This window comes from Sphingomonas sp. BGYR3 (assembly GCF_025153455.1).
Classification (GTDB): domain Bacteria; phylum Pseudomonadota; class Alphaproteobacteria; order Sphingomonadales; family Sphingomonadaceae; genus Sphingomonas.
Genome location: NZ_JANZNT010000002.1, coordinates 106,596 through 129,271 on the forward strand (window position 1 = coordinate 106,596; position 22,676 = coordinate 129,271).

The window sequence follows — 22,676 nt, forward strand, 5'->3', positions numbered from 1 at the left end:
TGCACCGCACAACGTGCCCCATGTTCGCGGCATGGCCGATGCGAACCCCGTCCCCGCCCGCCGCCGCAGCCGATCGATGCCGCTGCCGGATTGTGTCGCTCTGGTGCTGCAGGGCGGGGGTGCGCTGGGCAGTTATCAGGCCGGGGTGTTTCAGGCGCTGGACGAGGCGGGCGTGCCGATCGACTGGGTCGCCGGCATTTCCATTGGCGCGGTGAACGCCGCGATCATTGCGGGCAACCCGCCGGGACGGCGGCTGGAACAGCTGCACGCCTTCTGGTCGCTGGTGACCAGCGGCCTGCCCAGCATGCCGATCTATCCCGACGACCGGGTGCGGGAGGCGGTGCATGAAGGATCGGCCGCCTGGGTCGCGACCTTTGGCGTGCCCGGATTTTTCCGGCCGCGCTGGATGCACCCCATGCTGTCGCTGCCCGGCAGTTGCGAGGCGCTGAGCCTGTACGACACCGCGCCGCTGGCCGAAACGCTGAACCAGTTCGTCGACTGGGACCGGCTGAATTCCGGCGAGGTGCGATTGTCGGTCGGCGCGGTGAATGTCGAAACCGGTAATTTCCGGTTTTTCGACACGACGACCGACCGGATCGATGCGCGGCATATCATGGCGTCGGGTGCGCTGCCGCCCGGCCTGCCGCCCGTTGAGATCGACGGGTGCTGGTGGTGGGACGGGGGCCTGGTGTCCAACACGCCGCTGACCCATGTGCTGGACCATCAGACCGAACCGACTTTGGTGTTTCAGGTCGATCTGTTCCCGTCCCGCGGCAAGCGCCCCCAGACGATCAGCGACGTGACGGCGCGCGAAAAGGAAATCCGCTATTCCAGCCGCACCCGCCAGATCACCGACGACCGGCTGAAGCTGCGCCGCGAGCGAGAGGCGATCCGCCGCGTCATTGCCAAGCTGCCTGCGGAACTGCGCGGCGACCGCGACGTTCGGGTGCTGGAGGAAATGGCACAGGATATCCCGGTCAGCATCGTTCACCTGATCCACCGCCGGGCCGATTGGCAGGGCGGCAATCTGGATTTCGAATTTTCGGCCGCGACGATGCGCGATCACTGGCAGGCGGGGTTGACCGACGTTGCCCGCACCATGGCCAATGCGACCATCCTGGCCGCCAATATCGAAGACGGCAAAACCGCCGCCTATGACCTGACACGATAATCCGCACAGGAGATTTCGCCATGTTTCTGAAGGGCAAGACCGCGATCATCACCGGTTCCACCTCTGGCATCGGGCTTGCCTATGCCAAGGCGCTGGCGGCCGAGGGCGCGGCGGTGGTCATCAACGGCTTTGGCGATGCCGATGCCATCGAAAAGGAGCGGGTGGCGCTGGCCGGCCTGTCGGGTGCGGGCGCGCATTACGATCCGGCCGACATGACAAAGCCCGATCAGATCGCGGCGATGATTGAACGGTGCCATGCCGAACTGGGCGGGCCGGACATCGTCATCAACAATGCCGGTATCCAGCATGTAGCCCCGATCGAGGATTTTCCGCCGGAAAAATGGGACGCGATCATCGCCATCAACCTGTCGTCCGCATGGCACATGATGCGCGCTGCCGTGCCGCACATGAAAAAGGCGGGGTGGGGCCGGATCATCAGCACCGCGTCCGCCCATTCGCTGGTCGCCAGCCCCAACAAGTCCGCCTATGTTGCCGCCAAGCACGGCATCAACGGCCTGACCAAGACGATCGCGCTGGAAGTGGCGCAGCACGGCGTGACGGTAAACTGCATCTCGCCGGGCTATGTCTGGACCCCGCTGGTCGAAAAGCAGATCCCGGACACGATGGCCACGCGCGGTCTGACGCGGGAACAGGTGATCAACGACGTGCTGCTGGATGCGCAGCCCACTAAGGAATTCGTGACGTCCGAACAGGTCGCGGCGCTGGCGCTGTTCCTGTGCCGGGACGAGGCGGCGTCGATTACGGGTGCGAACCTCAGCATGGATGGCGGCTGGACGGCGGCCTGATCCCCGGCCTGATCCGGGGGCCGATCCGTGCCGACGCGCCACACGCCGCCGCTGCCGCAAAGGCTGGCATCTGGCGGCCGTGCGGTTAGAAGCAGCACATGCGCATCGCTCCCCTGATCCCGCTCGCCGTGCTGGCGGCCTGTTCCACCGGACCCGAATTGCGGGTGCCGGCAGCCGTTGCCGATGTGGTCCCGCCCGCCGCGGCCGAGGGGATGGAGTGGCGGGCGGTGGCGCTGCCCGCCGATCGCACGCGGCTGCGCAACTGGCGCAAGACCTGGGTCACCACGCTGGACGCCGTGCGCCCGGTCGCGTCGGCAGAAATCGCGGCGGAGGGCAAGCTTTTCGACCCCGACCTGGCGGTGGAAGGGCCGATCCCGCCCGCCGGTGCCTATCGCTGTCGCTGGTTCAAGCTGGGCACGATCGGGCGGGCGACCGATCCGTTCGTCGCCGTGCCGGCGCAGCAATGCACCGTCTGGGCCGAGGGTGCGACGGGCGGCATCCGGTTCGACGACGGGGTGCAGCGGCCGATTGCCATGCTGTTGCCCGATACCAGCGGCCGGGCCGTGGCGCTGGGCAGCCTGATGCTGGATCACGAGCAGGTCCCCCATGCCTATGGCCGCGATCCGTTGCGCGACATTGCCGGATATGTCGATCGCATCGACAACCGGCGCTGGCGCATGGTCATCCCCGGCCCGCGGTTCGAGTCGCAGCTGGACGTGATCGAGATCGTGCCGGTCGCTGCCGATTGACACGCACGGCCCCGACCCCAATGCTGGGGGCCAATCAACAAGGGGCCATGCCATGATCCGCACCATCGCCATCGCCAGCCTGTTCGTGGCCACGCCCGCGCTGGCCGATCCGGTCAGCGATGCCACCGCGCGCGAGATGCCGTCGCTGATGACGCTGTACCGCGACCTGCACGCCGCACCGGAACTGAGCCTGCAGGAGGTAAAGACCGCCGCCCGCATGGCAGTGGAGGTGCGCAAGCTGGGGTTCGAGGTGACGGAAAAGGTCGGCGGCACCGGCGTCGTCGCGGTGATGCGCAACGGCCCCGGCCCGGTGGTGCTGATCCGCGCCGACATGGACGGATTGCCCGTGACCGAGGCGACGGGCCTGCCCTTTGCGTCGAAGGTACGGGTGACGACCAAGGACGGGGTGGAAACCGGCGTCATGCACGCGTGTGGCCATGACACGCACATGGCCAGCTGGGTCGGCACGGCGCGCAACCTGGCGGCGATGAAGGGGCAATGGTCCGGCACCGTGGTGATGGTGGCCCAGCCCGCCGAGGAAGTGGGCAAGGGCGCGCGCATGATGCTGGAGGACGGGCTGTACACCCGGTTTCCCAAGCCCGCGCACGTCATCGGCTTTCACGACAGCGCCGGGCTGCCCGCGGGCGTGATCGGGATGAAGGACGATTATATCTTTGCCAATGTCGATTCGGTCGATGTGCTGGTGCGCGGCAAGGGCGGGCACGGCGCCTACCCTCACACGACGCAGGACCCGATCGTGCTGGCCGCGCGCATCGTCGGCGCGTTGCAGACGCTGGTGTCGCGGGAACTGGACGTGCAGAGCGAGCCGGGCGTGGTGACGGTGGGCAGCATCCATGCGGGTGCCAAGCACAACATCATTCCCGATGAGGCCAAGCTGCAGATCACCGTGCGCAGCTATTCCGACGCCGTTCGCAAGAAGCTGCTCGACGGAATTGCCCGTATTGCCAAGGGAGAGGCGATTGCCGCCGGGATCCCGGACGATCGCCTGCCGGTCGTGACGGTGCAGGATGAATTCACGCCTGCCACGTTCAACACCGCCCCGCAGACCGACCGGCTGCGCACGCTGTTCACCGGGCGCTTTGGCGAGGCGCGGGTAAAGGACGTGCCCGCGACGATGGGCGGAGAGGATTTCAGCCGGTTCTGGCTGGCCGACAAGGGCGTGCAATCCACCCTGTTCTGGGTCGGCGGTGTGCCGCAGGACCGGTGGGCCGCGGCAGAGGCGGGCAAGGCGGCGCTGCCGTCGCTGCACAATGCCGGCTGGGCCCCCGATGCGGAAAAGGTGATCGCAACCGCGACCGAGGCGATGACGGCAGCCACGCTCGACCTGTTGAAGCGGGGGTAAGGAGCGGCCCGGCCGGACCGCCGCGGCAGGGTTCAGGGGGTGGCGGTGACGGTGGCCGCCTGAGCCGGTGCGGGCGGCTGCGGCGCTTCTAGCCAGGCGGCATATTGCGCGGCGGGCAGGTTCAACTGCGTGATCCGGTCGGTGTTCAGCAGGGCGATCGACTGCGTAAAGCTGCGCGGTTTTTTCATCAGCTTCTTTTCCTCCACCACGGTCAGCCCGACCCGGCGCATCGCCTCTGCCGCGAAATGCACGCAGTTGCGGCTGTTCAGGCGATAGGTGGGATCGCCCGCCTCGCTCCATTCCACGGCCAGCTTGCGCAGCGCGGCGTGCTGCGCATCGGTGATCGTCACCGCGAAATGGGCGTTGGATTTCAGGATGTATTTCTCGTCCGTGCCGTCCACCCGTCCCTTGACCGGGCCGAACAGCACGGCGGGCGAGATGGTGCGCGGCGAAAATCCGAAATTTTCCCGCACGATCGTGCCGTCGTCGCTGGTCCCGTGAATGGTGAAAAAGGCGTGGGGGAAGTTCGATCCGAAATCCTGCGACCAGAAGGTCACGATCAGCCTGGCCTGTGCAGTGCCAGCGGCCAGGAACAACAGCGACAGGGCAAGCAGGGCGTGAACGGCGCGCATCAGCGGCGCGGGGCGCAGGGCGATCGACATGGCCCGCCTTGTATCAAATCCGCCGGCCGTTCCCAGAGGGGGCGGGCCAAGAAAAAAGGCCCGGCGGGGATGCCGCCGGGCCGATTGTCTTGACGGTTCCGTCGTCCTTAGTCGCGGCTGCCGAACAGGCGCAGGATGAACAGGAACATGTTGATGAAATCGAGGTACAGGTTCAGCGCGCCCATGATGACGACCTTGCCCTGCATCTCCGTTCCGGCAACGTGGAAATAGATGCTCTTGATCTTCTGCGTGTCATAGGCGGTCAGGCCCGCGAAGATCAGCACACCGGCGATCGAGACGATCAGGCTGAGCGCGCTCGACTGCACGAACAGGTTGATCAGGCTGGCCACGATGATGCCAACCAGGCCAACGATCAGGAACGTGCCGAACGCCGACAGATCCTTTTTCGTGGTGTAGCCCCACAGGCTGAGCGCCGCAAAGCCCGCCGCGGTGGCGAAGAACGCGCCCGCGATCGACGTGCCGGTATAGGTCAGGAAGATCGTCGACAGCGACAGACCCATCAGGACCGCAAAGCCCCAGTACAGCGCCTGCAGCGTGCCAGTGCTCATCCGGTTCTGGCCAAAGCTCATCGCGAATACGATCGCAAGCGGCGACAGCGCGATGATCCAGGCCAGCGGGCCGCCGCCAGCCATGATGGCATAGGCGGGCGAGCTTTCGCCGCCCCATGAAAAGAGCAGCGCGACAATGCCCGTCAGCAGCACGCCGGACGTCATGTAGTTATAGACCGACAGCATGTAGGACCGCAGGCCGGCATCGAATGCGGCCGAGCGCGTGTCCACGCCCGACCCATAGGGCGCCGCAGTCGTGCGGGGGTCAGACCAGTTTGCCATAATCCTCAAAACTCCTTGCCCGGCATAATGCCGGTTGTTCACAATATCGGACGTTGCGCCCGCGACTTCAAGCAAAACCGCTCAACCATTGACCCTGTTCCTGATAGTCTTGTTCTATAATGCACCGCCTGTTCGTTGCGATCCGTCCGCCGCGCGCCATGCGCCAGCAATTGATGCTGTTGATGCACGGCATTCATGCCGCGCGCTGGCAGTCGGACGACCAGTTGCACCTGACGCTGCGCTATATCGGCGAGGTGCGCGGCGATGTGGCAGAGGATATCGCGCTGGCGCTGAGCCGCGTCACGGGGCCGCCGGTATCGCTGGCGCTGGACGGCGTTGGCCGGTTCGAACGGCGGGGCCGCACGGACGCGGTCTGGGCAGGCGTGACGCCGCACGCGCCGCTGGCCGCGCTGCATCGCAAGATCGATCAGGCGCTGATCCGCATCGGCCTGTCGCCCGAGGGGCGCGCCTATCTGCCGCACATCACGCTGGCCCGGCTGAATGCGGGCAGCGGGCCGGTGGACGGCTTTCTGGCGGCGAATGCGGGGCTGAGCAGCGGTGCGGAGGGGGTCGGCGATTTCCGCCTGTATGAAAGCCATCTGGGCGGGGAGGGGGCGGTGTATGAAACCGTGGCGCGATATCCGCTGACGGGATGATGCGCGGCGTCAGTCGCCCAGGCGATAGTTCATGCGCGCGGCGGCAATCGGCTGATCGCGGTCATCCTGCCACGCAACGGCCTCCACATTCGCGATCCGGCTGCCCAGGCGGGTGACGATGCCGACCGCGCGGGTCGGTTTGGCCCGGCCGCCGCGCATGAAATCGATGGTGACGTTGATCTGCTTGGCACGGGTGTCCGCATCGCCAAGCGCATGGCGCAGCGCGACGATGGCTGCGATCTCCAGCAGGCCGCCAATCGCCCCGCCATGCAGGAAACCGGGCCGGCCGATCACATGGTCGGCAAAGGGCAGGACAAGGTGCGGCGGACCCGATCCCGCGTCGGTATCCAGCGTCACGCCCAGCATGGCGGCATAGGGGGGCAGCGTCATGCCGGCATGTCCAGCAGCATGAACGTGCCCGCGACATGGGCGATCGGATCGCCGGCATCGCCGTCATGCGCCTGGCCCCGGACAAAGGCGACCGACCGGCTGACCCGATAACATTCGCCGCGCCCGACCACGGTGGCGCCGGGCCGGGCGCCGCGCAGATAATCGATGCGCAGATCGAGCGTCGCCTGAGGCGCGAAAACGCCGCGTTTCAGCCACACGGAAATGGCGGTCGCCATGTCCATCAGTGTGACGATCGCCCCGGATGCGATGACCCCGCTGGCCGGATCGCCAACCAGATCGTCGCGCCACGGCAGGATCAGTTCGCACCAGTCGGCGCCATGGCTGCCATAATCGACGCCCAGATGGCTGCCATGCCCCCCGACGCGCGCTTCAAAGAAGCGGGCGGGATCAAACACGAATTGGGGCGACGCATCCATGATCGCCGTCCCCTAGCCAGCATGGCGGGGCAGCGCAATCGGCCGGGTTACAGCGTTGTAACTCGCCGCATCCCGCCTGTCGCAGATATCCCGCCCGGCAAGCGAAACCGGGAGCAATGCCATGCCGATCAACCTGCCAGCCATTGTGCCGTTCCAGATCGAGGGTCTTGCCGAACTGGCGACGGAAATTGCCTGTTTCGGTGCGATTGCCGCGGCCGATGTGATGAACGATCAGATTTTCGAATCGACCGTATCGATCACCGCCCTGATCTACGAGATGTATCCGGGCTGATTGCGGGATGCGCGGGGCCATCCTGTCCGCCCGGACGAGCAGCGCGGCCTTTGCCCGCGACTGGCCGACTCGGCCGGAGGTTCAGGGCGTCATCCACTGCCTGAACCGGATGAGCGATTGTCCGCGCCGCAATGTGGCGATTGCCCGGCAGATACTGGCGCAGGACGATCTGGTCCAGCGGATGATCGCCGGGCCGCTGGCCATGCTGGCCGGCGATCCGTTTTTCGATCCGCCATTCCGGGTCAGCCGCGATGCGGCGCGGACCACCATGGTCCTGATCGATCACCCCGCCGCCCGGCTGGCCGTGACGCTGACCGATGCCGCGGCGGTGCGGGCGCGGGGATTTCCCGAACGGTTCGTCATCCCCGGCCGCATTGCAGTCAGCCGCGTGTTGCGCAGCGACGGGGCGGTGCTTCATCGCTGGCGCGCGCCGCCGGCCGGACCGGGCGTTGCCGGACAGGATGAAGCGCCATGCCGCCGGATGGTGCCGCGACCGATCGGCACGGGGGCCATGCTGCTGGAGGATGGGCGGCGGACGGGCCAGATCCTGTGGCCGGGCGCGGGCGATGTGTTGACCGTGACGCTGATCCTGTCGGCTGGTGCGTTGCCGGTCCTGCGGGAGGGGCGGGTGGCCGATGGCCGGATTGCGCGGACGGCGTTGATCGATCCTGCACCCACGCACGCGGCGCTGCAGTTGCGGCTGCTGCGCGCGCTACGCCGATCCGATGCCGCGCCGGTCTTTGCCGCCGCCACCCGCGATGCCGGGCATCAACTTCGCTGGGAAGCGATGCGGGAATGGCTGCTGATGGGGGATCCGGCCGCAGCGGCGCGGCTGGCCGACATGGCGGCGAGCGATCCCCATCCCGATGTGCGTGCCGCCGCGCGGGCGACCCTGACCGCCACGCTCCTGCGGGCCGCTTGATGCCGGTGATCCTCGATCCCGGTGTGGGCGATGCCATCGACTTGGCGCAGCTGATCGATGCGCTGGGCCAGACGCGGGTTGATCTGCGGGACGAGGCGGCCTTTGCATCGCTGGGGCCGATCCTTGCCCAGCTGGGCCGCAACCGGGATTTCCTGGGCGATCTGGCGGTCGATGCGCTGAAGCGGCGCTATCAGGGCGATCCGGCCGGGGCGGTGGGGCCGGTGGCGGGCGGATATGGTCCGCAGGTCATGCTGCTGATGCCGCCCGATGGCCGTTATGTCGTGCGCGCCAATTTCTGGCCCGCGCGCAGCGATCAGCTCGTCCGGTCAAGCGGCACGGACGCGTTCTTCTATGACCTGCCGCACGATCACAATTTCCCGTTCCTGACCTATGGCTATCTCGGCCCCGGTTACTGGAGCGATTATTACACCTTTGACGCCAATGCGGTGGCCGGCCTGCCCGGCGAGGCGGCGGGGCTGTGCTTTCAGGGGCGGGCGCGGCTGGAGCCGGATCAGCTGATGCTGTACCGGATGCGCCGCGACGTTCATGCGCAATTGCCGCCCGATGAGTTTTCGGTGTCGCTCAACATCCTGGGCGTCGATGCCGAACAGCCATGGGTGAACCAGCATCGGTTCGATCTCTGCTCGGGCGGAATTGCCGCGCTGCTGACGACGACACCGTCGGAAGCATTGCTGCGGATCGCGGCGCATCTGGGCGGCAATGGCACCGATCTGGCAGCAGATTTCGCGGTCCGCCACCCCCATCCACGAATGCGGGCCGCCGCGATCGACGCACTTGCCGGGGCTGCCGACAGCCCGGATGCGGCGATGCGCTGGCTCGCAACGGGCATGACGGATCCGCACCCTTTTGCCGCCGGCATGGCAGCGGCCGCGATGGCACGGCGGCAAGCCGACAGACTGAACCGGAACGGACCCGGTTCCCCGCCTCGATCGGCTTCGCCCGATTAACCTTTGCCCATGGGGGTGGCGGCGATCCGGGATGCGCCAGAGGGGCTGGCAGAGGCGCTGGCCCGGCGTGGGCATCGGCTGGCGGATGCAGACGCGTCGGACGGTCTGGACGGTGTCGGACTGGTGCTGGCACGATGGACTCCGGCGGCGCTGCCTGCCGCTGGCCGGCTGGCCGCCTTTCGCGCGCTGGGCTGGCACGGGCCGGTCATGCTGATCCTGACCGCGGGCGGCGGCGATGCCGTTGCCGAGGCGATCGATGCGGGCGCGGCCGACGCGGTGACGCACACGGCGGACCTGGCGGAGATTGCTGCGCGCGCCTCTGCGATCCTGCGCACGCCGCCATCGCCGGTGATCGGGCTGGGCGGCCTGACCATCGATCCGGTCAGCCGCGCTGCCAGCCGGGACGGCCGGCCGCTCGACCTGTTGCCCCGCGAATATGCGCTGCTGCTGCACCTCGCCCGCCATGCCGGGCAATGCATCGAACGCACGGCATTGCTGGCGCAGGTGTGGGGACTGCGCTTCGATCCTGGCACCAATGTCGTGGCGGTCCATGTCTCGCGCCTGCGTGCCAAGCTGGACCGCCAGTTCGACCGGCCAATGCTGCTGACCGAAAAGGGCAGGGGATACCGGCTGGTTGCCGATTGAACCCCCTATTGCTCCAGCTTGATTTCGGCCGCGTAGAAATAGGGCAGGGGGTCCGGCGTCGCGTTCTGGATCCAGAACCCGTCGATCATCCGGTTGGCCGCGCCCAGCTGTTCCAGCGGGATCACCACCTGCGTCCAGCCATTCGCGGTCAGCGTGACCGGATGCCCGGCCTCGTTGATCGGCTTGCCATCCGAAATGGCGACGATCTTCAGCTTCTGTCCGCCGACGCTGCGCCCGTGCAGCAGCATCGAAATGCCGCGATAGGGGGTGGTGTCGAACGGATCGTGATGCAGGAACAATGCCTGCCACCCGGCCTGCGGATCGACCAGGATCGGGCGGCGGCTGCTGCCGTTCAGTTCGACGCTCAGTTCCGTCTTGGCCCAGCTCCAGTTCTGCCACCCCTCGCCAAGCGCAGTGCCATAGATGTTGGCGACGCCGGTGGCCGGTGCCGGCTGGCTGGCCGGTGCTGCCGCCTGCTGCCCGCCCGCGGGTGCCGCGACCGACAGCGATGTCAATGCCGACAGAATGATGATGTGCCTGATCATGGTGCGATGCCCCTCCTTCACCCTTCCCCTGCGCCGGTGATCCCGGCTTGCGGGACGATCATGCGCCGCGCTAGCGATGTTCGCAAGAGAGCAACCGCGTGGGAAAGGGTGTCTGCGATGGCAGAGGAACGGGTGACGATCGCAGTCCGGGATGGCGTAGCGGATGTGCGGCTGGCACGGCCGGACAAGCTCAATGCACTCGATCCGGCGATGATCGATGCGCTGGTGGCGGCCACGGATCGGCTGGCGTCCGATCGCGGCGTGCGGGCCGTCGTGCTGTCGGGTGACGGGCGCGGCTTTTGTGCCGGGCTGGACATGGCCAGCATGGCGGCGATGGGTGGCGGCATGGACCTGATCGCCCGCACCGACGGGATCGCCAACCGGTTCCAGCAGATGGCATGGGGATGGCGCGCATTGCCGGTGCCGGTGATTGCCGCCGCGCATGGCGTGACGTTTGGCGGGGGGCTTCAGATCCTGTCTGGTGCGGACATCCGGTTTGCCGCGCCCCAGACGCGGTTTTCGATCCTGGAAATGAAATGGGGGATCGTGCCGGACATGGGCGGCTTTGCCTTGTGGCGCGGGCTGATCCGCGACGATGTGCTGCGCGAGCTGATCTATACCGCGCGCGAATTCGATACGGCAGAGGCCAGCGCCTGGGGGTTCGTCACCCGGGTATCGGACGATCCGCATGGCGATGCCATGGCGCTGGCGCGGGACATTGCCGGGCGCAATCCCGATGCGGTGCGCGCTGCCAAGCGGCTGGCCAACGCCATGCCGGATCAGCCAGCCGACGCGCTGTTGCTGGCCGAAAGCCGGGAGCAGGCCGGGTTGATCGGCGCCCCCAATCAGATGGAGGCGGTGGCGGCCGGGCTGGCGCGGCGCAGCCCGACCTTTACCGACTGAACCGTCAGGCGCCGGGGCGCTGCTTGCGCAGTTCCTCAAGGATGTCGCGCAGCAGGACCACGTCGGCCGGATCGGCGGCGGCTGGTGCTTCCGCCGCTACCTTGTCGCGTTCCGCGGCGGCTACGATCTTGTTCACCATGCGGACGAATAGGAAGATGATGAAGGCGAGGATCAGGAAGTTGATGCCGACCGTCACGAACTGGCCATAGCCGAACAGCGGCACGCCCGCGGCCTTGAGCGCCGCGTAATTGGTCGGCGATCCGGCATAGCCCGCCGGAATGTCGCCAAGGCGGACGAAGTAGCTGGAAAAGTCGAACCCGCCGAACAGCCATCCGACCACGGGCATGATGATGTCGTCGGTCAGCGATTTGGTGATGGTGGCAAACGCCCCGCCGACGATCACGCCGACGGCAAGGTCGATGACGTTGCCCCGCGCGATGAAGGTCCTGAATTCGCTCATCATCCCCATGTTTCGCTTCCCCTTGTTCCGATTTCGCTTCAACGCACCGTATCGCTCCGCTAATACGGTGCTGCCCGATGGTGGAGGAGGATGGAATGCGGTTCAAGGCGGTGATTGCACTGACGGCGGCGGCGATGTTGTCGGCATGCGGGCTGAATAGCGTGCCCACGGCCGAGGAGAACGCCAAGGCGCGCTGGGCCGATGTGGAAAGCGAATATCAGCGCCGGGCCGACCTGATCCCAAATCTGGTCAACACCGTTAAGGGGTTTGCCGCGCAGGAAGAGCGCGTGCTGACCGAGGTGACACAGGCGCGGGCACGGGCGACGGGCGTCAATGTCAGCGCCGATGACCTGACCGATCCGGCCAAGCTGGAACAGTTCGAGGCTGCGCAGGGAGCGCTGAGCGCGTCGCTGGGCCGGTTGCTGGTCGTCAGCGAGAATTACCCGACCCTGACGTCGAACGAGAATTTCCGCGCGCTGCAGAACGAGCTGGCGACGACCGAGAACCAGATCAACATCGCCCGGCGCGATTACAACAGCGCGGTCCAGAGCTATAACACGACCATCCGCACCTTTCCCGACGCGATCGGTGCCAAGGTCATTTACGGATCCAAGCCGATGGCGACGTTCAAGGCGACGACGCCCGGTGCCGATACGGCGCCCAAGGTGAATTTCGAGGCCAAGTGATCCGCCGGCTTTTCCTGTTCTGGGCGATCCTGTGCGCGCTGGCGATGCCGGCGGCGGCACAGGATTTTCCCAAGCGGACGACCGAACCCGTGGTCGATGCGGCCAATATCATTCCCGACGACCAGGAAGCGGCGCTGTCGGCCGAACTGGACAAGTTCGAGGCGGAAAAGGGCCAGCAGTTCGTGGTGGCGACCATCCCCGACCTGCAGGGCTATTCGATCGAGGATTACGGATACCGGCTGGGCCGCGAGTGGAAGCTGGGCCGCAAGGATGTGGATGACGGCGTCATCCTGATCGTCGCGCCCAACGAGCGAAAGGTGCGGATCGAGGTCGGATACGGCCTGACCCCGGTGCTGACCGCCGGCCTGTCCGGGGCGATCATCGGCGATGTCATAACACCGCGGTTCAAGGCGGGCGACCTGCCCGGCGGCATCCGTGCCGGAGCCGACGCGATCCTGGAGCAGCTTCGCCTGCCAGCACCGCAGGCGGAGGCGCGGGCCAAGCGCATCCTGGGTGAAAAGGCGGAGAAGAAGAAGCGCCGGGCCAGCGTGTTCGGCGTGGTGATGCTGGTCTTCTGGATCCTGGTCATCGTGCTGATCGTGCTGCCGCTGGTCTTTGGCCGGGCAAAGGGCACGAAATATCGCGGACGCAGGCGGCGCGGCGGCGGGCCGGTCATCATCTGGGGCCCCGGCTGGGGCAGCGGTGGCGGGGGCGGTTCGTCCTGGGGCGGCGGCTCCTCCTGGGGAGGCGGCGGCGGTGGCGGCTGGGGCGGTGGCGGCGGATTTTCCGGCGGCGGCGGCTCGTTCGGCGGCGGCGGCGCATCGGGGGGATGGTGATGGGCCCGATCCTGAACGAGGCCGATCACGCCCGTGTCACCGCAGCGGTCGCGGCCGCCGAAGCGGGGACGGATGCAGAGATCGTCACGATCGTCGCGCGCCGGTCCGACGCCTATCACGACGTTGCGCTGTATTATGCGGCGGCGGCGATGCTGATCGTGCTGGGCGCGCTGGTCGTGGTGCCGGGCGTGCTGCCGGCCAAGCTCGACTGGCTGGCGGGCGGGTGGAACAGCGAGAGCGTCGATCCGCGCGTGATCCTGGCGGTGCTGCTGGTCGGACAGGCGGCGGCGTTTTTCCTGATCCAGTTCGCGCTGATGCGGGCGGGGCTGCGCGCGCGCCTCGCCCCGTTGCCGGTCCGGTCGCGCCGGGTGCGACGGCGGGCAATCGAGTATTTCCGGGCGAGCGCCGAAAAGCGCACGGTCGCGCGGGTCGGCATCCTGATCTATCTGTCGCTGGACGAACACCGGGCGGAAATCGTTGCAGATGCCGCCATCACGCCGCATGTGACCCCCGAATGCTGGGGAGACGCCATGGAAGTGCTGATCGACGCGGTGAAGGACGGGCGCATCGCCGACGGCATGGCCGGGGCGGTGACGGAGGTCGGCCATGTGCTGGCCCGGCACCTGCCCAAGACCGAGGGGGACCGTAACGAATTGCCCGACCGGCTGATCGAACTGTGACCCTGCCCCCCGATCATGACGCCCCCGTCGAGACGATGTGGGAGGGCCGGTTCATCGTCGCCAAGAAGCAGGGGCGGTGGGAATATGTCGCGCGGGCGCGTGGCATCCGTGCGGCGGTGATCTTGGCCGTGCAGGACGGTCATGTCCTGTTGGTCGAACAGTATCGCGTACCGCTGGGCTGCCGTTGCCTGGAGCTGCCCGCCGGGCTGATCGGGGACGAGACAGAGGGCGAGGATGCGCTGGAAAGCGCGGCGCGCGAGCTGGAGGAGGAAACCGGCTGGCGGCCCGCACAGGTGGAATCGCTAGGCGAATTCTATTCATCGCCGGGCATGGTGTCGGAAAGCTTCACGCTGGTTCGGGCAAGCGGCCTGACCCGCGTGTCCGATGGCGGCGGGGTGGAGGGAGAGGGGATCACCCCCCATCGCGTGCCGTTGTCCGGGCTGACCGACTTCATCGCCGAACGCCGGGCGGCCGGGGTGGCGATGGACGTCAAGCTGATGATGCTGCTTGGCCCCCATCTGCTGGGTTGATCCGGGTGCAGCGCCGGTCGGGCCAAATAGCGGCAATCCTGCCCGCCGCGCGGCCGGGGTCAGGACAGCTTATTTGAAATTGTCGGCATATGCCTGAAGCTTCAGCGTCTTTTCCGGCGCGGGGATGACGCGGGCGGGGATGCCGTAGCGGCCGGCATAGGCCTGGGCCGCGGCCAGATCGGGGAAGGTCAGCTTGACCTGTGTCTGCGTGTTGCCGGACCCGGCCCAGCCGGTCAGCGGATCGGGGCGCTGCGCCTCGGCCGGGTCGAATTCCAGCACCCAGCTGTTGGTGCGTGCGCGGCCGGACTGCATCGCGTTCTTGGGGCGCTGATAGATGCGGGCGGTGGGCATGGCTTTCGAGTCCTGGCTGAACGATCACATTCGGTGTGCGACCTAGGGAAAGTGTGGCGGTTCGACAAGCGGGGGATCAACCGCCGCGCCGCCGGGCATCGGCATTTTTCGTGCGCAGCGTGGCCGCCGCGCCGGCCGGATCGTCGGGCCAGGGGTGGCGGGGATAACGGCCGCGCATTTCCTTTGCCACCGCCGCCCAGCTGCCCGCCCAGAAGCCGGGCAGGTCACGCGTCGTCTGAATGGGCCGGCCGGCGGGCGAGGTGAGGCTGAGCACCAGCGGCACGCGGCCGCCGCCGACCATGGGATGGGCGGCAAGGCCGAACAGCGCCTGTGGCCGACATTCGACGCGGGGGCCGCCCTCTGCCCCATAATCGATGGTGTGGCTGGACCCGGCGGGGGTTTCCAGCCGGGCGGGGGCGAGGCGATTGATCGACTGAAGCGCGTCCCAGCCCAGCAGCCCTTCCAGCACCGCCATCAGCGCGCCGGGGGAAACGGCGTCCAGCCGCCGCTTGCCCGCCAGCACCGGCGGCAGCCAGTCGTCCAGCGTGGCGAGCAGCGTCGCATCGTCGATGGCGACGGCATGGCCGCCCTGTTCGGCCGCGAAACGCGCGCGCTGGCGTAGCGCTTGCGCCGTGTCCGGCCAGGGGAGCAGGTCCAGTCCATGGCGGCGCACCCCATCGATCAGCGCGGCGGTAATGGCATCGGCGGGGGCATCGCTGTCCGGCCCGGAGGACAGGCGCAGCGCGCCAAGGCGACGCTGACGGGTGGCCGTGACGCCGCCGGTGGCTGGATCGAAGCGCACGTCGCGGACGGTTTCGATGCGGTCGCCATAAAGCTGTTCGATGGTGGCAAGGTCGATCGGGGCGGCGGACAGGATGCGCGCGCCGGCCGCCGACCCCTGGGTTTCGCCCACCGCCAGCCATTCGCTGGCCGCGAGCGATGATGCCGGATCGAGCCGGAACCCGCGTCCGCCGACACTGGCCCATTGTTCGCCGGTGGCATCGCGGCGGCGGGCGATGCGATCGGGAAAGGCAAGGGCGAGCGGAATGGCGGTGCCATCGCGGGGTGCCGCGCTGTCGACCCCGTCCACCATCGATGCCCATCTTTTCGCCAGCTTGCGCCCCGCCTCTGCGCGGGGGGCGCGTTCGGTGCGCCAGCGGCGCAGGCGCAGATCCAGATCGGGGTCGGTGCCGCCAAGGCCCCGTTCGGACATCAGTACCGCCACCTCGGCAGCCCGCCCGGCCAAGCCAAGCTCGCCCGCAGCGATCAGCATGTGCGACAGGCGGGGGCTGAGCGGCAGGCGGGCAATGGCGTGGCCATGCGGCGTCGGGCGGGCATCGCCGTCCAGCGCCCCCAGCGCCGTCAGCCGCGCCCGCGCCTCTGCCACGCCCGCTTCCGGCGGGGGATCGAGCCAGGCAAGGGTGCGCGGATCGGAAACGCCCCAGATCGCGCAGTCGAGCAGCAGCTGGCTCAAATCCGCCTCAAGGATTTCGGGCGGGTCATAGGGCGGCATTCCGGCGGTGGCCGCGGCCTCCCACAGGCGATAGGCGACGCCCGGTCCCTGCCGCGCGGCACGGCCCGCGCGCTGGGCGGCGGCGGCCTGACTGGCGCGTTCGGTGACAAGCCGGGTCATGCCGGCGGCGCGATCATAGCGGGGGCGGCGGGCAAGGCCGCTGTCCACCACGATGCGGATGCCGTCGAGGGTCAGTGACGTTTCGGCGATGCTGGTCGCCAGCACCAGTTTGCGCATCCCGTCCGGTTCGGCGGCGATGGCCGCGCGCTGATCGCGGGGATCGATTTGGCCGTGCAGCCGGTGCAGGCGGATGCCGGACAGGCCCTCCAGCCGATCCGCCGTCCGCTCGATCTCGGCCACGCCGGGCAGAAAGGCGAGCAGGCCGCCCTCTGCCTCCGCCAGCGCGCGGCGGATCGCGGCGGCCATGCTGTCCTCGATCCGCGCTTCTGCCGCGCGGCCCAGATGGACGAGATCGAGGGGGAAGCTGCGCCCTTCGGACCGGATCACCGGCGCATCGCCCAGCATCGCGGCATAGCGCGCCCCGTCCAGCGTGGCGGACATCGGCACGATGCGCAGGTCCGGCCGGAACGCGGCTTGTGCATCAAGGGCAAGGGCAAGGCCGAAATCGCTGTCCAGGCTGCGTTCGTGCACTTCGTCGAACAGGACGGCAGAGACGCCCGCCAGTTCCGGGTCCGATTGGATGCGGCGGACGAAGATGCCCTCTGTCACCACGGTCACGCGGGTGGCGGCCGAGCGTTTGCTGTCCATCCGCGTGGCATAGCCATAGGTCCGGCCGACCGGTTCCCCGGCCAGCGCGGCCATGCGTTCGGCAGCGGCGCGGGCGGCAATTCGGCGGGGGGACAGCAGGATCACCTCACCATCGCACCATGGCCGATCGAGCAGGGCGGGGGCGACCGCCGTCGTCTTGCCCGCGCCGGGCGGGGCGACCAGCACGGCGGTCGATCCGGCATCGAGCGCGGCGACAAGGTCGGGCAGGACGGCGTGGATGGGCAGGGTCATTTCAGGCGGTCACAGGGGCGGAAGGTGGCAAAGGTGATGCCATGTCGGCAGTAACATGCCCCCGTGCGATCCGCGCACTGGGGTGTACGGGATCGGGCCGGGAGCGGACGGTGCGGGACATGGACGCGCTTATGACGGAATATGCCGGGGTAGGACAGATCGGGGCAGGACAGGCCGGGGCGGGCGAACCCGGCCGTCCCCATCCCCCTTATTTCAGCGGCGGGACCATCACCGGCTTGCCATAGCCAAGCGCCTCCAGCCGCCCGGCCTGGGTCGCGGCATCGCCGACCACGACGACGATCATCTTGTCCGTATCGAGATAGGTGCGGGCGATCCGCTGAACCGTTGGCTTGTCCAGCGCAGCCAGCGCCGCATTTTCGCGCGCGACATAATCGGCGGGCAGGCCATCGTCGCCGATCCGGGCGAGCAGGCCAAGTTTTGCCGCCGGCGTTTCGAACGATCGCGCCCGCGCCTTGGCCAGCGATTCGCGGGTAAGGGCAAGGTCGGCGTCGGTATAGGTCGCACCATAATCGCGCATGATGTCGCGCATCAGCGTGGCGGATTCCAGCGTAACGTTCGCGCGGACGGGGGCGCTCAACTGAACCCGGCCGCCGGTGCTGTCGCCGTCGAACCGCGATCCGGCGGAATAGGTATAGCCTTTCCCCTCCCGCAATTCCTGGGTCAGGCGAGAGGCAAAGCCGCCGCCGCCAAGGATGAAGTTGCTGGCATAGCCTGGGAAGAAATCCGGGGCATTTCGCGCGACACCGGGCCGGGCAAACAGGATTGCGGACTGTTTCGCGCCGGGCACGTCATAGAAATAGACCTGCGTCCTTGCGGGTGCTGCAAAGCTGATGCTGCCCAGCGGTTTCGGCGCGGTGGTTGTCGTCCAGGCCGCGGCAAGCGGGGCAAAGGCGGCGGTCACCTGACCCTGGGTCACGGCGCCCGTCACGCGGATGCGCGATGCGCGCGGCGAATAGGTGTCCGCCATGAAGCGTTTCAGATCGTCCATGGTCAGCGCCGCGACCGAGGCGGGGGTGCCGCGCACGTCGTTGGCCAGCGCGCCCCGGCCATAGATCACCCGCCGCGCGACCAGTTCGGCCAGTTCCTCCGGCTCTGCCCGCGACGCCTGAATACCCGCGGTTGCGGCGGCCCGGGCCAGTTCCAGCTCCGCCGGGTCCCAGCGCGGCCGGGTGAGCATTTCGCGGACCAGCGCGGCGGTGGCGTCGAAATTGCGGGCCAGCGTCGTGCCGGTGATGACCGTGCGTTCCTGATCCACATCGATGGACAGGCTGGCCCCCAGTGCCTTCAGCGCGTTGAGGAATTCCTCGCGCGTCCGGTCCCGGGTGCCGCGCATCAGCATGTCGGCGACCAGGCTGGCCGCTCCGGGCTTTGCCGGATCGTCGCGCAGCTGGCCGCCGTCGATCGCGATCTGGAATGCGACGACCGGCAGTTCGCGGTCCTCGATCCCCGAAACGCCCATGCCGTTGGCCAGCGTGCCGTTCCAGATGGCGGGGGTGGCGACCACGGGCGGCGGTCCAAAGGGCGGCTCCACGCTACGGTCGATGCGCGACGGGGTGCGCGGCACCTCGGCACGGTCGGCGGTCTGATCCACGGCGGCTTCCGCGCCCTGAACGATCGCCTCCTCCGCCTCCACGACGGCGGTGGATGCACCGGTCAGGGCCAGCTTTTCCTGCCCCTTTGGCACGGAACCGATTTCCAGCCGGGGGCGGCCGGCGATGTAGCGATCCAGCGCGGCCATGATGTCGGCCGGTGTCGTCGCTCTCAGCCGGGCAAGATAGCCATCGACCATGTCGGGACGGCGCGACAGGGTTTCGGATTCGGCGATCATCTGAACCTTGCCGCTGACGCTGCCGATCTGCTGGTACAGGCCGGCCTCTCGCGTCGCCTTGATCCGCTCCAGGCGTTCGGCACTGATCCCCTCGCGCTTGAACCGGGCGATCCCGGCGTCGATGGCGGCGGACAGCTTGTCCAGCGGCACGCCGTCGAACCCGCGCGCGATGATGATGGCCATGCCGGCCATCTGATTGTCGAACACAAAGCCGTCGATCGATTCGCTCAGCTTCTGTTCCTCCACGATCGCGCGATAGATCGGGCCATCCGGCGCTTCGGTCAGCGCGGCGAACATCAGCTCGCTGGTGGCGGTGTCCGGCGTTCCTTCGGCCGAGGTGGGCCAGAATACGGAAAGCTGGGGCAGGGGCGCGAAATTGTCGACATGGGTCAGCCGCTTTGTCGCGGGCAGCATGGCAAGCCGCGGCTGCGGAACGTCGGTCGCCTGACCACGCGCGATTTCGCCGAAATAGCGGTCGACCCAGACGCGGACCTGTGCGGGGTCGAAATCGCCGGAGATCACCAGGCTGACATTGTTCGGCACATACCAGCGGCGGTAAAAAGCGCGGACATCGTCAATCGTGGCGGCGGACAGATCGGCAAGCGAGCCGATGGTCGTCCAGCTATAGGGATGATCCGGCGGGAACAGCGCGGCCTGGGCAATCGGCAACACCTGACCATAAGGGACATTGTCGTTGCGTTGCCGCTTCTCGTTCTTGACGACCTCGATCTCCTTGGCGACCACGGCAGGGGTCACGGTGTTGATGAAGAAACCGAGCTTGTCCGCTTCGGCCCACAGCATCTTTTCCAGGGCATCGCTGGGCACCGTTTGCAGATAGACCGTCTGATCGAGATTGGTGTAGCCGTTCGCGCCTTCGCCGCCGACCCGCGCCGACAGCTTGTCGAGGCCGCCCGGACCCAGATTTTCGGAATTGAGGAAGAACAGATGCTCGAACAGATGGGCAAAGCCCGTCCGGCCGGGCACTTCGCGCCCCGAACCGACATGGGCGACCAGCGCGACCGCGACCACGGGATCGGATTTGTCGACGTTCATCACCACGCGCAGCCCGTTGGGCAGGGTGTAGCTGTCGGTCGGGATCAGCGCAGGCGCGGCGGCGGCAGGGGCGGGGGCAGCGGATGCAGGCTGCGTCGCGGTCTGGGCGAGGGCAGGCGGCGCGGCCAGCGCGGCGGCAAGCGCCAGCAGGGCGGCGGAACGACGATAGGACATGAGCGACTCTCCCCTGGCGACCGGTCGCCGATGGCGGGGACGCTATCGGGCGGTTTCGGGGAAGTCGAGCGGGGAAGGGGAATGTCGCTGCGGCCAAGCCGCCTCGTCGATCGCTGGCTGGGCCAGCGTTGGCCGAGCCTTGCGCGTGACACGAAGCAGCAGTGCTGCTTCGCTCGCAAGGCTGGTGGGCGCTGACGGGCTCGAACCGCCGACCCTCTCGGTGTAAACGAGATGCTCTACCAACTGAGCTAAGCGCCCGGCCGTGCCGGAAGGGGGGTCCCTTAGGCCAAGCGGCGCGCGGCGGCAAGATGCCGGGCGGGGATCAGGGGATCGGCAGCCCCTGTTCCGCCAGCGTGCCAAGCAGGCGGCGCATCCGGATGCCGGCATCCGTGCCGAGCTTCACATAGCTGCGTCGCCGGTCAAGGGCATCCGCCTCGCGCACCAGCAGGCCCTGCTGCGTCATCTGCCCGATCCAGCGCAACGCGGTGGTCGATGGGACGGCAGCGGCGATGCACAGACTGGAAACCGGGACGCGGCGATGCTCCATTTCCGCCAGCAACAGATCGAGCATCATGTCCCATGCCGGATCGCCGAACAGGTCGGCCGGAAAATAGCGTTCACGAAGGCGGCGGGCGCGGATCGCGGCTTTCAGGTCGCTGGCGGTGACCGCACGCACCGGGGCGGCATCCGCATCGGGCGGCGGGCCGGCATAGTCGCGCCGCCGGTCGGCCAGCGCGGCGCGATCCTGGGCGAGGTCAGCCAGCACGCTGGCCATGCGCGCAACCTCTTCGTTCAGGCGGCGCAGCTGCGCCTCCATTTCGTCGCCGCCTTCGCGCACCGGGGTCCGCCCGTACCACACGGCCAGCCGGACGGCGGCCAGCCGGTCCGCATCGTCGGGATCGCACAGCAGGGCAGCGCCGCTGTCCCCCGCCAGCGTCATCAGGTGATCGATGGCGTCGAGCGGGGCGGACATGACCCAGCCGCGCCCCGGCGTGCCGGCCATGGCCAGCATCGCATCCGCCGCATCCGGCGACAGCCCGGCAATGTCGACAAAACAGGGCGCGCCCGGCGGCACCGGGCCATCGTCCACCGACCGGGCGACCGCGTCGATCCCGGCGCGGGCCAGCAGATCGACGGTCAGCCGCGCCTCTGCCGACGGGCCAAGGACATGAACCCGATCCGCCGCGTGCAGATCAGCCGCAAACAGAGGCGCACCCCTCATGCGTAGATTTCCGCCAGATCGTCATGGTCGTCGGGCTTTACCTGAACCAGCGCGTCGGAAATCCCGGCCGCCATCGACACGATCCACGCGGTGCTGACGATGCCGCCCAGTATCCAGGCAATGACGCTGACCACAGTGATCGACGAAAAACGCTCGATCAGCAGGTTCTGCATCTGTTGGGGGTCGCTGCCGGGCACGAGCGCGGTCATCAGGCCACCGAACTGGATCGCGCTGACAATCTGTCCCGCGACGCTGAGCCCGATGGCAAGGACCAGCGCGGCACCGAACATCGGCCAGAACCGCCCCTTTGACAGTCGCCATGCCTCTCCCAGCGCAATCCGCCGATCGGCCACCACCATCGGCCAGGCCAGCGCCAGCCGTACGCCGATGAAGATGAAGGCGACAAAGGCGAGCAGCATGGCGCCAAAGGTCAGCAGCACCGCGCCAGGCCCGGGCGATCCGCCGGACGCGCCGGCAATGCCCGCAGTGATGCCAAGCGGCAGGAAAATGCCGATCATCAGCGCCCCGGAGATCAGCGCCGTGACAATGCCGAGCAGCAGCAGCCGCCCTTCATCCGCGCCAAGGCGCAGAAAGGCAAAGGCGCTGTTTCCGGGATAGAAAACCGCGCGATAAGCCGCGGCCCAGATCAGCAACTGAACGATCATCACCCCGAACTGGACCGCGTACAGCGTGCCGACACCGCTGAATACCGCCATCGGATCGGCCCCCGGATTGCCGGCGGACAGGATCGATCCGAACATCGAGGCCATACCGAACTGCGAGATTGCCGCCAGCGCGATGTTGATGATGACCCAGATCGCCACCGCAAAAGGCTGTGCCTGAACCAGCCGAAACCCGGCGCCCAAAATCCTGCCGACGTCCATTATTCCCCCCGATGCTGCTGTCCGTCAGGCTAGCAGCAGAGGCGGCCGGGGCAAGCCG

25 protein-coding genes and 1 tRNA gene are annotated in these 22,676 nt (G+C 67.8%); 14 read left to right on the forward strand and 12 right to left on the reverse strand.

From position 1 onward, the window contains the following. The first annotated feature begins 31 nt into the window (after positions 1 to 31). The 4 genes from NYR55_RS12285 (at position 32) to NYR55_RS12300 (ending at position 4,089) form a co-directional block, all read left to right on the forward strand. Positions 32 to 1,171 (forward strand): patatin-like phospholipase family protein, encoded by a 1,140-nt coding sequence (locus NYR55_RS12285; protein ID WP_260021789.1) that lies wholly within the window; start codon positions 32 to 34, stop codon positions 1,169 to 1,171. Between the two features lie 20 nt (positions 1,172 to 1,191). After that, positions 1,192 to 1,977 (forward strand): 3-hydroxybutyrate dehydrogenase, encoded by a 786-nt coding sequence (locus NYR55_RS12290; RefSeq protein WP_260021791.1) that lies wholly within the window; start codon positions 1,192 to 1,194, stop codon positions 1,975 to 1,977. 98 nt (positions 1,978 to 2,075) lie between these two features. Further along, positions 2,076 to 2,726, forward strand: a complete 651-nt coding sequence (locus NYR55_RS12295; protein ID WP_260021793.1) for a DUF4893 domain-containing protein — start codon at positions 2,076 to 2,078, stop codon at positions 2,724 to 2,726. Positions 2,727 to 2,778: 52 nt separating this feature from the next. Then, entirely contained in the window at positions 2,779 to 4,089 is a 1,311-nt protein-coding gene (locus NYR55_RS12300; protein ID WP_260021794.1) for an amidohydrolase, read from the forward strand. Between the two features lie 32 nt (positions 4,090 to 4,121). On the opposite strand, the gene NYR55_RS12305 is transcribed toward NYR55_RS12300, so the two are convergent. Next, the gene (locus NYR55_RS12305; RefSeq protein WP_260021795.1) at positions 4,122 to 4,751 is read right to left on the reverse strand and encodes a hypothetical protein; all 630 of its coding nucleotides are present in this window, start codon (positions 4,749 to 4,751) and stop codon (positions 4,122 to 4,124) included. A gap of 107 nt (positions 4,752 to 4,858) precedes the next feature. Continuing rightward, positions 4,859 to 5,602, reverse strand: coding sequence for a Bax inhibitor-1/YccA family protein (locus tag NYR55_RS12310; RefSeq protein WP_260021796.1), 744 nt, complete (start codon positions 5,600 to 5,602; stop codon positions 4,859 to 4,861). A gap of 119 nt (positions 5,603 to 5,721) precedes the next feature. On the opposite strand from NYR55_RS12310, the gene thpR reads away from it, so the two are divergent. Then, a complete protein-coding gene (gene thpR / locus NYR55_RS12315) occupies positions 5,722 to 6,258 on the forward strand; it encodes an RNA 2',3'-cyclic phosphodiesterase (protein ID WP_260021797.1) in 537 nt (178 codons plus the stop codon). Between the two features lie 9 nt (positions 6,259 to 6,267). Here thpR and NYR55_RS12320 read toward each other — a convergent pair whose 3' ends face one another. Together NYR55_RS12320 and NYR55_RS12325 are read right to left on the reverse strand one after the other, a co-directional pair. Next, positions 6,268 to 6,648: a PaaI family thioesterase gene (locus tag NYR55_RS12320; RefSeq protein ID WP_260021798.1), complete on the reverse strand. Its 381-nt coding sequence runs from the start codon at positions 6,646 to 6,648 to the stop codon at positions 6,268 to 6,270. Then, a complete protein-coding gene (locus NYR55_RS12325) occupies positions 6,645 to 7,085 on the reverse strand; it encodes a PaaI family thioesterase (protein WP_260021799.1) in 441 nt (146 codons plus the stop codon). The genes NYR55_RS12320 and NYR55_RS12325 overlap by 4 nt, the downstream gene beginning before the upstream one ends. A gap of 121 nt (positions 7,086 to 7,206) precedes the next feature. Between NYR55_RS12325 and NYR55_RS12330 the strand changes: the two genes are divergently transcribed. The 4 genes from NYR55_RS12330 to NYR55_RS12345 are packed head-to-tail and all read left to right on the forward strand — an operon-like array spanning position 7,207 to position 9,912. Next, the gene (locus tag NYR55_RS12330) at positions 7,207 to 7,377 is read left to right on the forward strand and encodes a hypothetical protein (RefSeq protein ID WP_260021800.1); all 171 of its coding nucleotides are present in this window, start codon (positions 7,207 to 7,209) and stop codon (positions 7,375 to 7,377) included. Positions 7,378 to 7,384: 7 nt separating this feature from the next. Beyond that, positions 7,385 to 8,299 carry a hypothetical protein gene (locus NYR55_RS12335; protein WP_260021801.1) on the forward strand — a complete coding sequence of 305 codons (915 nt, stop codon included), beginning with the start codon at positions 7,385 to 7,387 and terminating at the stop codon, positions 8,297 to 8,299. Next, on the forward strand, positions 8,299 to 9,267 hold the full coding sequence (locus tag NYR55_RS12340; protein WP_260021802.1) for a transposase: 969 nt from the start codon (positions 8,299 to 8,301) through the stop codon (positions 9,265 to 9,267). Before NYR55_RS12335 ends, NYR55_RS12340 begins: the two co-directional genes overlap by 1 nt. A 15-nt stretch (positions 9,268 to 9,282) precedes the next feature. Then, on the forward strand, positions 9,283 to 9,912 hold the full coding sequence (locus NYR55_RS12345; protein ID WP_260021804.1) for a response regulator transcription factor: 630 nt from the start codon (positions 9,283 to 9,285) through the stop codon (positions 9,910 to 9,912). Between the two features lie 5 nt (positions 9,913 to 9,917). Here the strand turns inward: NYR55_RS12345 and NYR55_RS12350 are convergent, their stop codons facing one another. Then, the gene (locus NYR55_RS12350) at positions 9,918 to 10,457 is read right to left on the reverse strand and encodes a hypothetical protein (protein WP_260021805.1); all 540 of its coding nucleotides are present in this window, start codon (positions 10,455 to 10,457) and stop codon (positions 9,918 to 9,920) included. A 117-nt stretch (positions 10,458 to 10,574) separates the two neighbouring features. Here NYR55_RS12350 and NYR55_RS12355 point away from each other — a divergent pair, with 117 nt between their 5' ends. Then, positions 10,575 to 11,360: a crotonase/enoyl-CoA hydratase family protein gene (locus NYR55_RS12355; RefSeq protein ID WP_260021806.1), complete on the forward strand. Its 786-nt coding sequence runs from the start codon at positions 10,575 to 10,577 to the stop codon at positions 11,358 to 11,360. 4 nt (positions 11,361 to 11,364) lie between these two features. On the opposite strand, the gene mscL is transcribed toward NYR55_RS12355, so the two are convergent. Continuing rightward, on the reverse strand, positions 11,365 to 11,829 hold the full coding sequence (gene mscL, locus NYR55_RS12360; RefSeq protein ID WP_260021807.1) for a large conductance mechanosensitive channel protein MscL: 465 nt from the start codon (positions 11,827 to 11,829) through the stop codon (positions 11,365 to 11,367). An 86-nt stretch (positions 11,830 to 11,915) separates the two neighbouring features. On the opposite strand from mscL, the gene NYR55_RS12365 reads away from it, so the two are divergent. From NYR55_RS12365 to NYR55_RS12380, 4 genes are read left to right on the forward strand one after another with little or no spacing between them, the layout of a single operon-like run. Next, the gene (locus tag NYR55_RS12365) at positions 11,916 to 12,506 is read left to right on the forward strand and encodes a LemA family protein (protein WP_260021808.1); all 591 of its coding nucleotides are present in this window, start codon (positions 11,916 to 11,918) and stop codon (positions 12,504 to 12,506) included. Beyond that, on the forward strand, positions 12,503 to 13,342 hold the full coding sequence (locus tag NYR55_RS12370; RefSeq protein WP_260021809.1) for a TPM domain-containing protein: 840 nt from the start codon (positions 12,503 to 12,505) through the stop codon (positions 13,340 to 13,342). The genes NYR55_RS12365 and NYR55_RS12370 overlap by 4 nt, the downstream gene beginning before the upstream one ends. Further along, positions 13,342 to 14,022, forward strand: a complete 681-nt coding sequence (locus tag NYR55_RS12375) for a hypothetical protein (protein WP_260022370.1) — start codon at positions 13,342 to 13,344, stop codon at positions 14,020 to 14,022. Before NYR55_RS12370 ends, NYR55_RS12375 begins: the two co-directional genes overlap by 1 nt. A 35-nt stretch (positions 14,023 to 14,057) precedes the next feature. After that, positions 14,058 to 14,552, forward strand: coding sequence for an NUDIX hydrolase (locus NYR55_RS12380; protein WP_260022371.1), 495 nt, complete (start codon positions 14,058 to 14,060; stop codon positions 14,550 to 14,552). A gap of 69 nt (positions 14,553 to 14,621) precedes the next feature. Here NYR55_RS12380 and NYR55_RS12385 read toward each other — a convergent pair whose 3' ends face one another. From NYR55_RS12385 to NYR55_RS12410, 6 genes are all read right to left on the reverse strand, one after another. Next, positions 14,622 to 14,903, reverse strand: a complete 282-nt coding sequence (locus tag NYR55_RS12385) for an ETC complex I subunit (RefSeq protein WP_260021810.1) — start codon at positions 14,901 to 14,903, stop codon at positions 14,622 to 14,624. A gap of 76 nt (positions 14,904 to 14,979) precedes the next feature. Beyond that, positions 14,980 to 17,436 (reverse strand): ATP-dependent helicase HrpB, encoded by a 2,457-nt coding sequence (hrpB, locus tag NYR55_RS12390; RefSeq protein ID WP_260021811.1) that lies wholly within the window; start codon positions 17,434 to 17,436, stop codon positions 14,980 to 14,982. A 208-nt stretch (positions 17,437 to 17,644) separates the two neighbouring features. Continuing rightward, complete coding sequence (locus tag NYR55_RS12395) at positions 17,645 to 20,512, reverse strand: pitrilysin family protein (RefSeq protein WP_260021812.1); 2,868 nt, start codon at positions 20,510 to 20,512, stop codon at positions 17,645 to 17,647. A gap of 182 nt (positions 20,513 to 20,694) precedes the next feature. Beyond that, a tRNA-Val gene (locus NYR55_RS12400) sits at positions 20,695 to 20,770 on the reverse strand. A gap of 64 nt (positions 20,771 to 20,834) precedes the next feature. Further along, the gene (locus NYR55_RS12405; protein ID WP_260021814.1) at positions 20,835 to 21,734 is read right to left on the reverse strand and encodes a winged helix DNA-binding protein; all 900 of its coding nucleotides are present in this window, start codon (positions 21,732 to 21,734) and stop codon (positions 20,835 to 20,837) included. After that, positions 21,731 to 22,618 carry a hypothetical protein gene (locus tag NYR55_RS12410; protein WP_260021815.1) on the reverse strand — a complete coding sequence of 296 codons (888 nt, stop codon included), beginning with the start codon at positions 22,616 to 22,618 and terminating at the stop codon, positions 21,731 to 21,733. Before NYR55_RS12410 ends, NYR55_RS12405 begins: the two co-directional genes overlap by 4 nt. Positions 22,619 to 22,676 lie beyond the last annotated feature (58 nt).

Excerpts from the sequence above, each read along its gene's own strand:
- NYR55_RS12285 (WP_260021789.1), top strand. The coding sequence starts at position 32 with ATGGCCGATGCGAACCCCGTCCCCGCCCGCCGCCGCAGCCGATCGATG.
- NYR55_RS12290 (WP_260021791.1), top strand. The coding sequence starts at position 1,192 with ATGTTTCTGAAGGGCAAGACCGCGATCATCACCGGTTCCACCTCTGGC.
- NYR55_RS12295 (WP_260021793.1), top strand. The coding sequence starts at position 2,076 with ATGCGCATCGCTCCCCTGATCCCGCTCGCCGTGCTGGCGGCCTGTTCC.
- NYR55_RS12300 (WP_260021794.1), top strand. The coding sequence starts at position 2,779 with ATGATCCGCACCATCGCCATCGCCAGCCTGTTCGTGGCCACGCCCGCG.
- NYR55_RS12305 (WP_260021795.1), bottom strand. The coding sequence starts at position 4,751 with ATGTCGATCGCCCTGCGCCCCGCGCCGCTGATGCGCGCCGTTCACGCC.
- NYR55_RS12310 (WP_260021796.1), bottom strand. The coding sequence starts at position 5,602 with ATGGCAAACTGGTCTGACCCCCGCACGACTGCGGCGCCCTATGGGTCG.
- thpR (WP_260021797.1), top strand. The coding sequence starts at position 5,722 with ATGCACCGCCTGTTCGTTGCGATCCGTCCGCCGCGCGCCATGCGCCAG.
- NYR55_RS12320 (WP_260021798.1), bottom strand. The coding sequence starts at position 6,648 with ATGACGCTGCCCCCCTATGCCGCCATGCTGGGCGTGACGCTGGATACC.
- NYR55_RS12325 (WP_260021799.1), bottom strand. The coding sequence starts at position 7,085 with ATGGATGCGTCGCCCCAATTCGTGTTTGATCCCGCCCGCTTCTTTGAA.
- NYR55_RS12330 (WP_260021800.1), top strand. The coding sequence starts at position 7,207 with ATGCCGATCAACCTGCCAGCCATTGTGCCGTTCCAGATCGAGGGTCTT.
- NYR55_RS12335 (WP_260021801.1), top strand. The coding sequence starts at position 7,385 with ATGCGCGGGGCCATCCTGTCCGCCCGGACGAGCAGCGCGGCCTTTGCC.
- NYR55_RS12340 (WP_260021802.1), top strand. The coding sequence starts at position 8,299 with ATGCCGGTGATCCTCGATCCCGGTGTGGGCGATGCCATCGACTTGGCG.
- NYR55_RS12350 (WP_260021805.1), bottom strand. The coding sequence starts at position 10,457 with ATGATCAGGCACATCATCATTCTGTCGGCATTGACATCGCTGTCGGTC.
- NYR55_RS12355 (WP_260021806.1), top strand. The coding sequence starts at position 10,575 with ATGGCAGAGGAACGGGTGACGATCGCAGTCCGGGATGGCGTAGCGGAT.
- mscL (WP_260021807.1), bottom strand. The coding sequence starts at position 11,829 with ATGGGGATGATGAGCGAATTCAGGACCTTCATCGCGCGGGGCAACGTC.
- NYR55_RS12365 (WP_260021808.1), top strand. The coding sequence starts at position 11,916 with ATGCGGTTCAAGGCGGTGATTGCACTGACGGCGGCGGCGATGTTGTCG.
- NYR55_RS12375 (WP_260022370.1), top strand. The coding sequence starts at position 13,342 with ATGGGCCCGATCCTGAACGAGGCCGATCACGCCCGTGTCACCGCAGCG.
- NYR55_RS12380 (WP_260022371.1), top strand. The coding sequence starts at position 14,058 with ATGTGGGAGGGCCGGTTCATCGTCGCCAAGAAGCAGGGGCGGTGGGAA.
- NYR55_RS12385 (WP_260021810.1), bottom strand. The coding sequence starts at position 14,903 with ATGCCCACCGCCCGCATCTATCAGCGCCCCAAGAACGCGATGCAGTCC.
- hrpB (WP_260021811.1), bottom strand. The coding sequence starts at position 17,436 with ATGACCCTGCCCATCCACGCCGTCCTGCCCGACCTTGTCGCCGCGCTC.
- NYR55_RS12395 (WP_260021812.1), bottom strand. The coding sequence starts at position 20,512 with ATGTCCTATCGTCGTTCCGCCGCCCTGCTGGCGCTTGCCGCCGCGCTG.
- NYR55_RS12405 (WP_260021814.1), bottom strand. The coding sequence starts at position 21,734 with ATGAGGGGTGCGCCTCTGTTTGCGGCTGATCTGCACGCGGCGGATCGG.
- NYR55_RS12410 (WP_260021815.1), bottom strand. The coding sequence starts at position 22,618 with ATGGACGTCGGCAGGATTTTGGGCGCCGGGTTTCGGCTGGTTCAGGCA.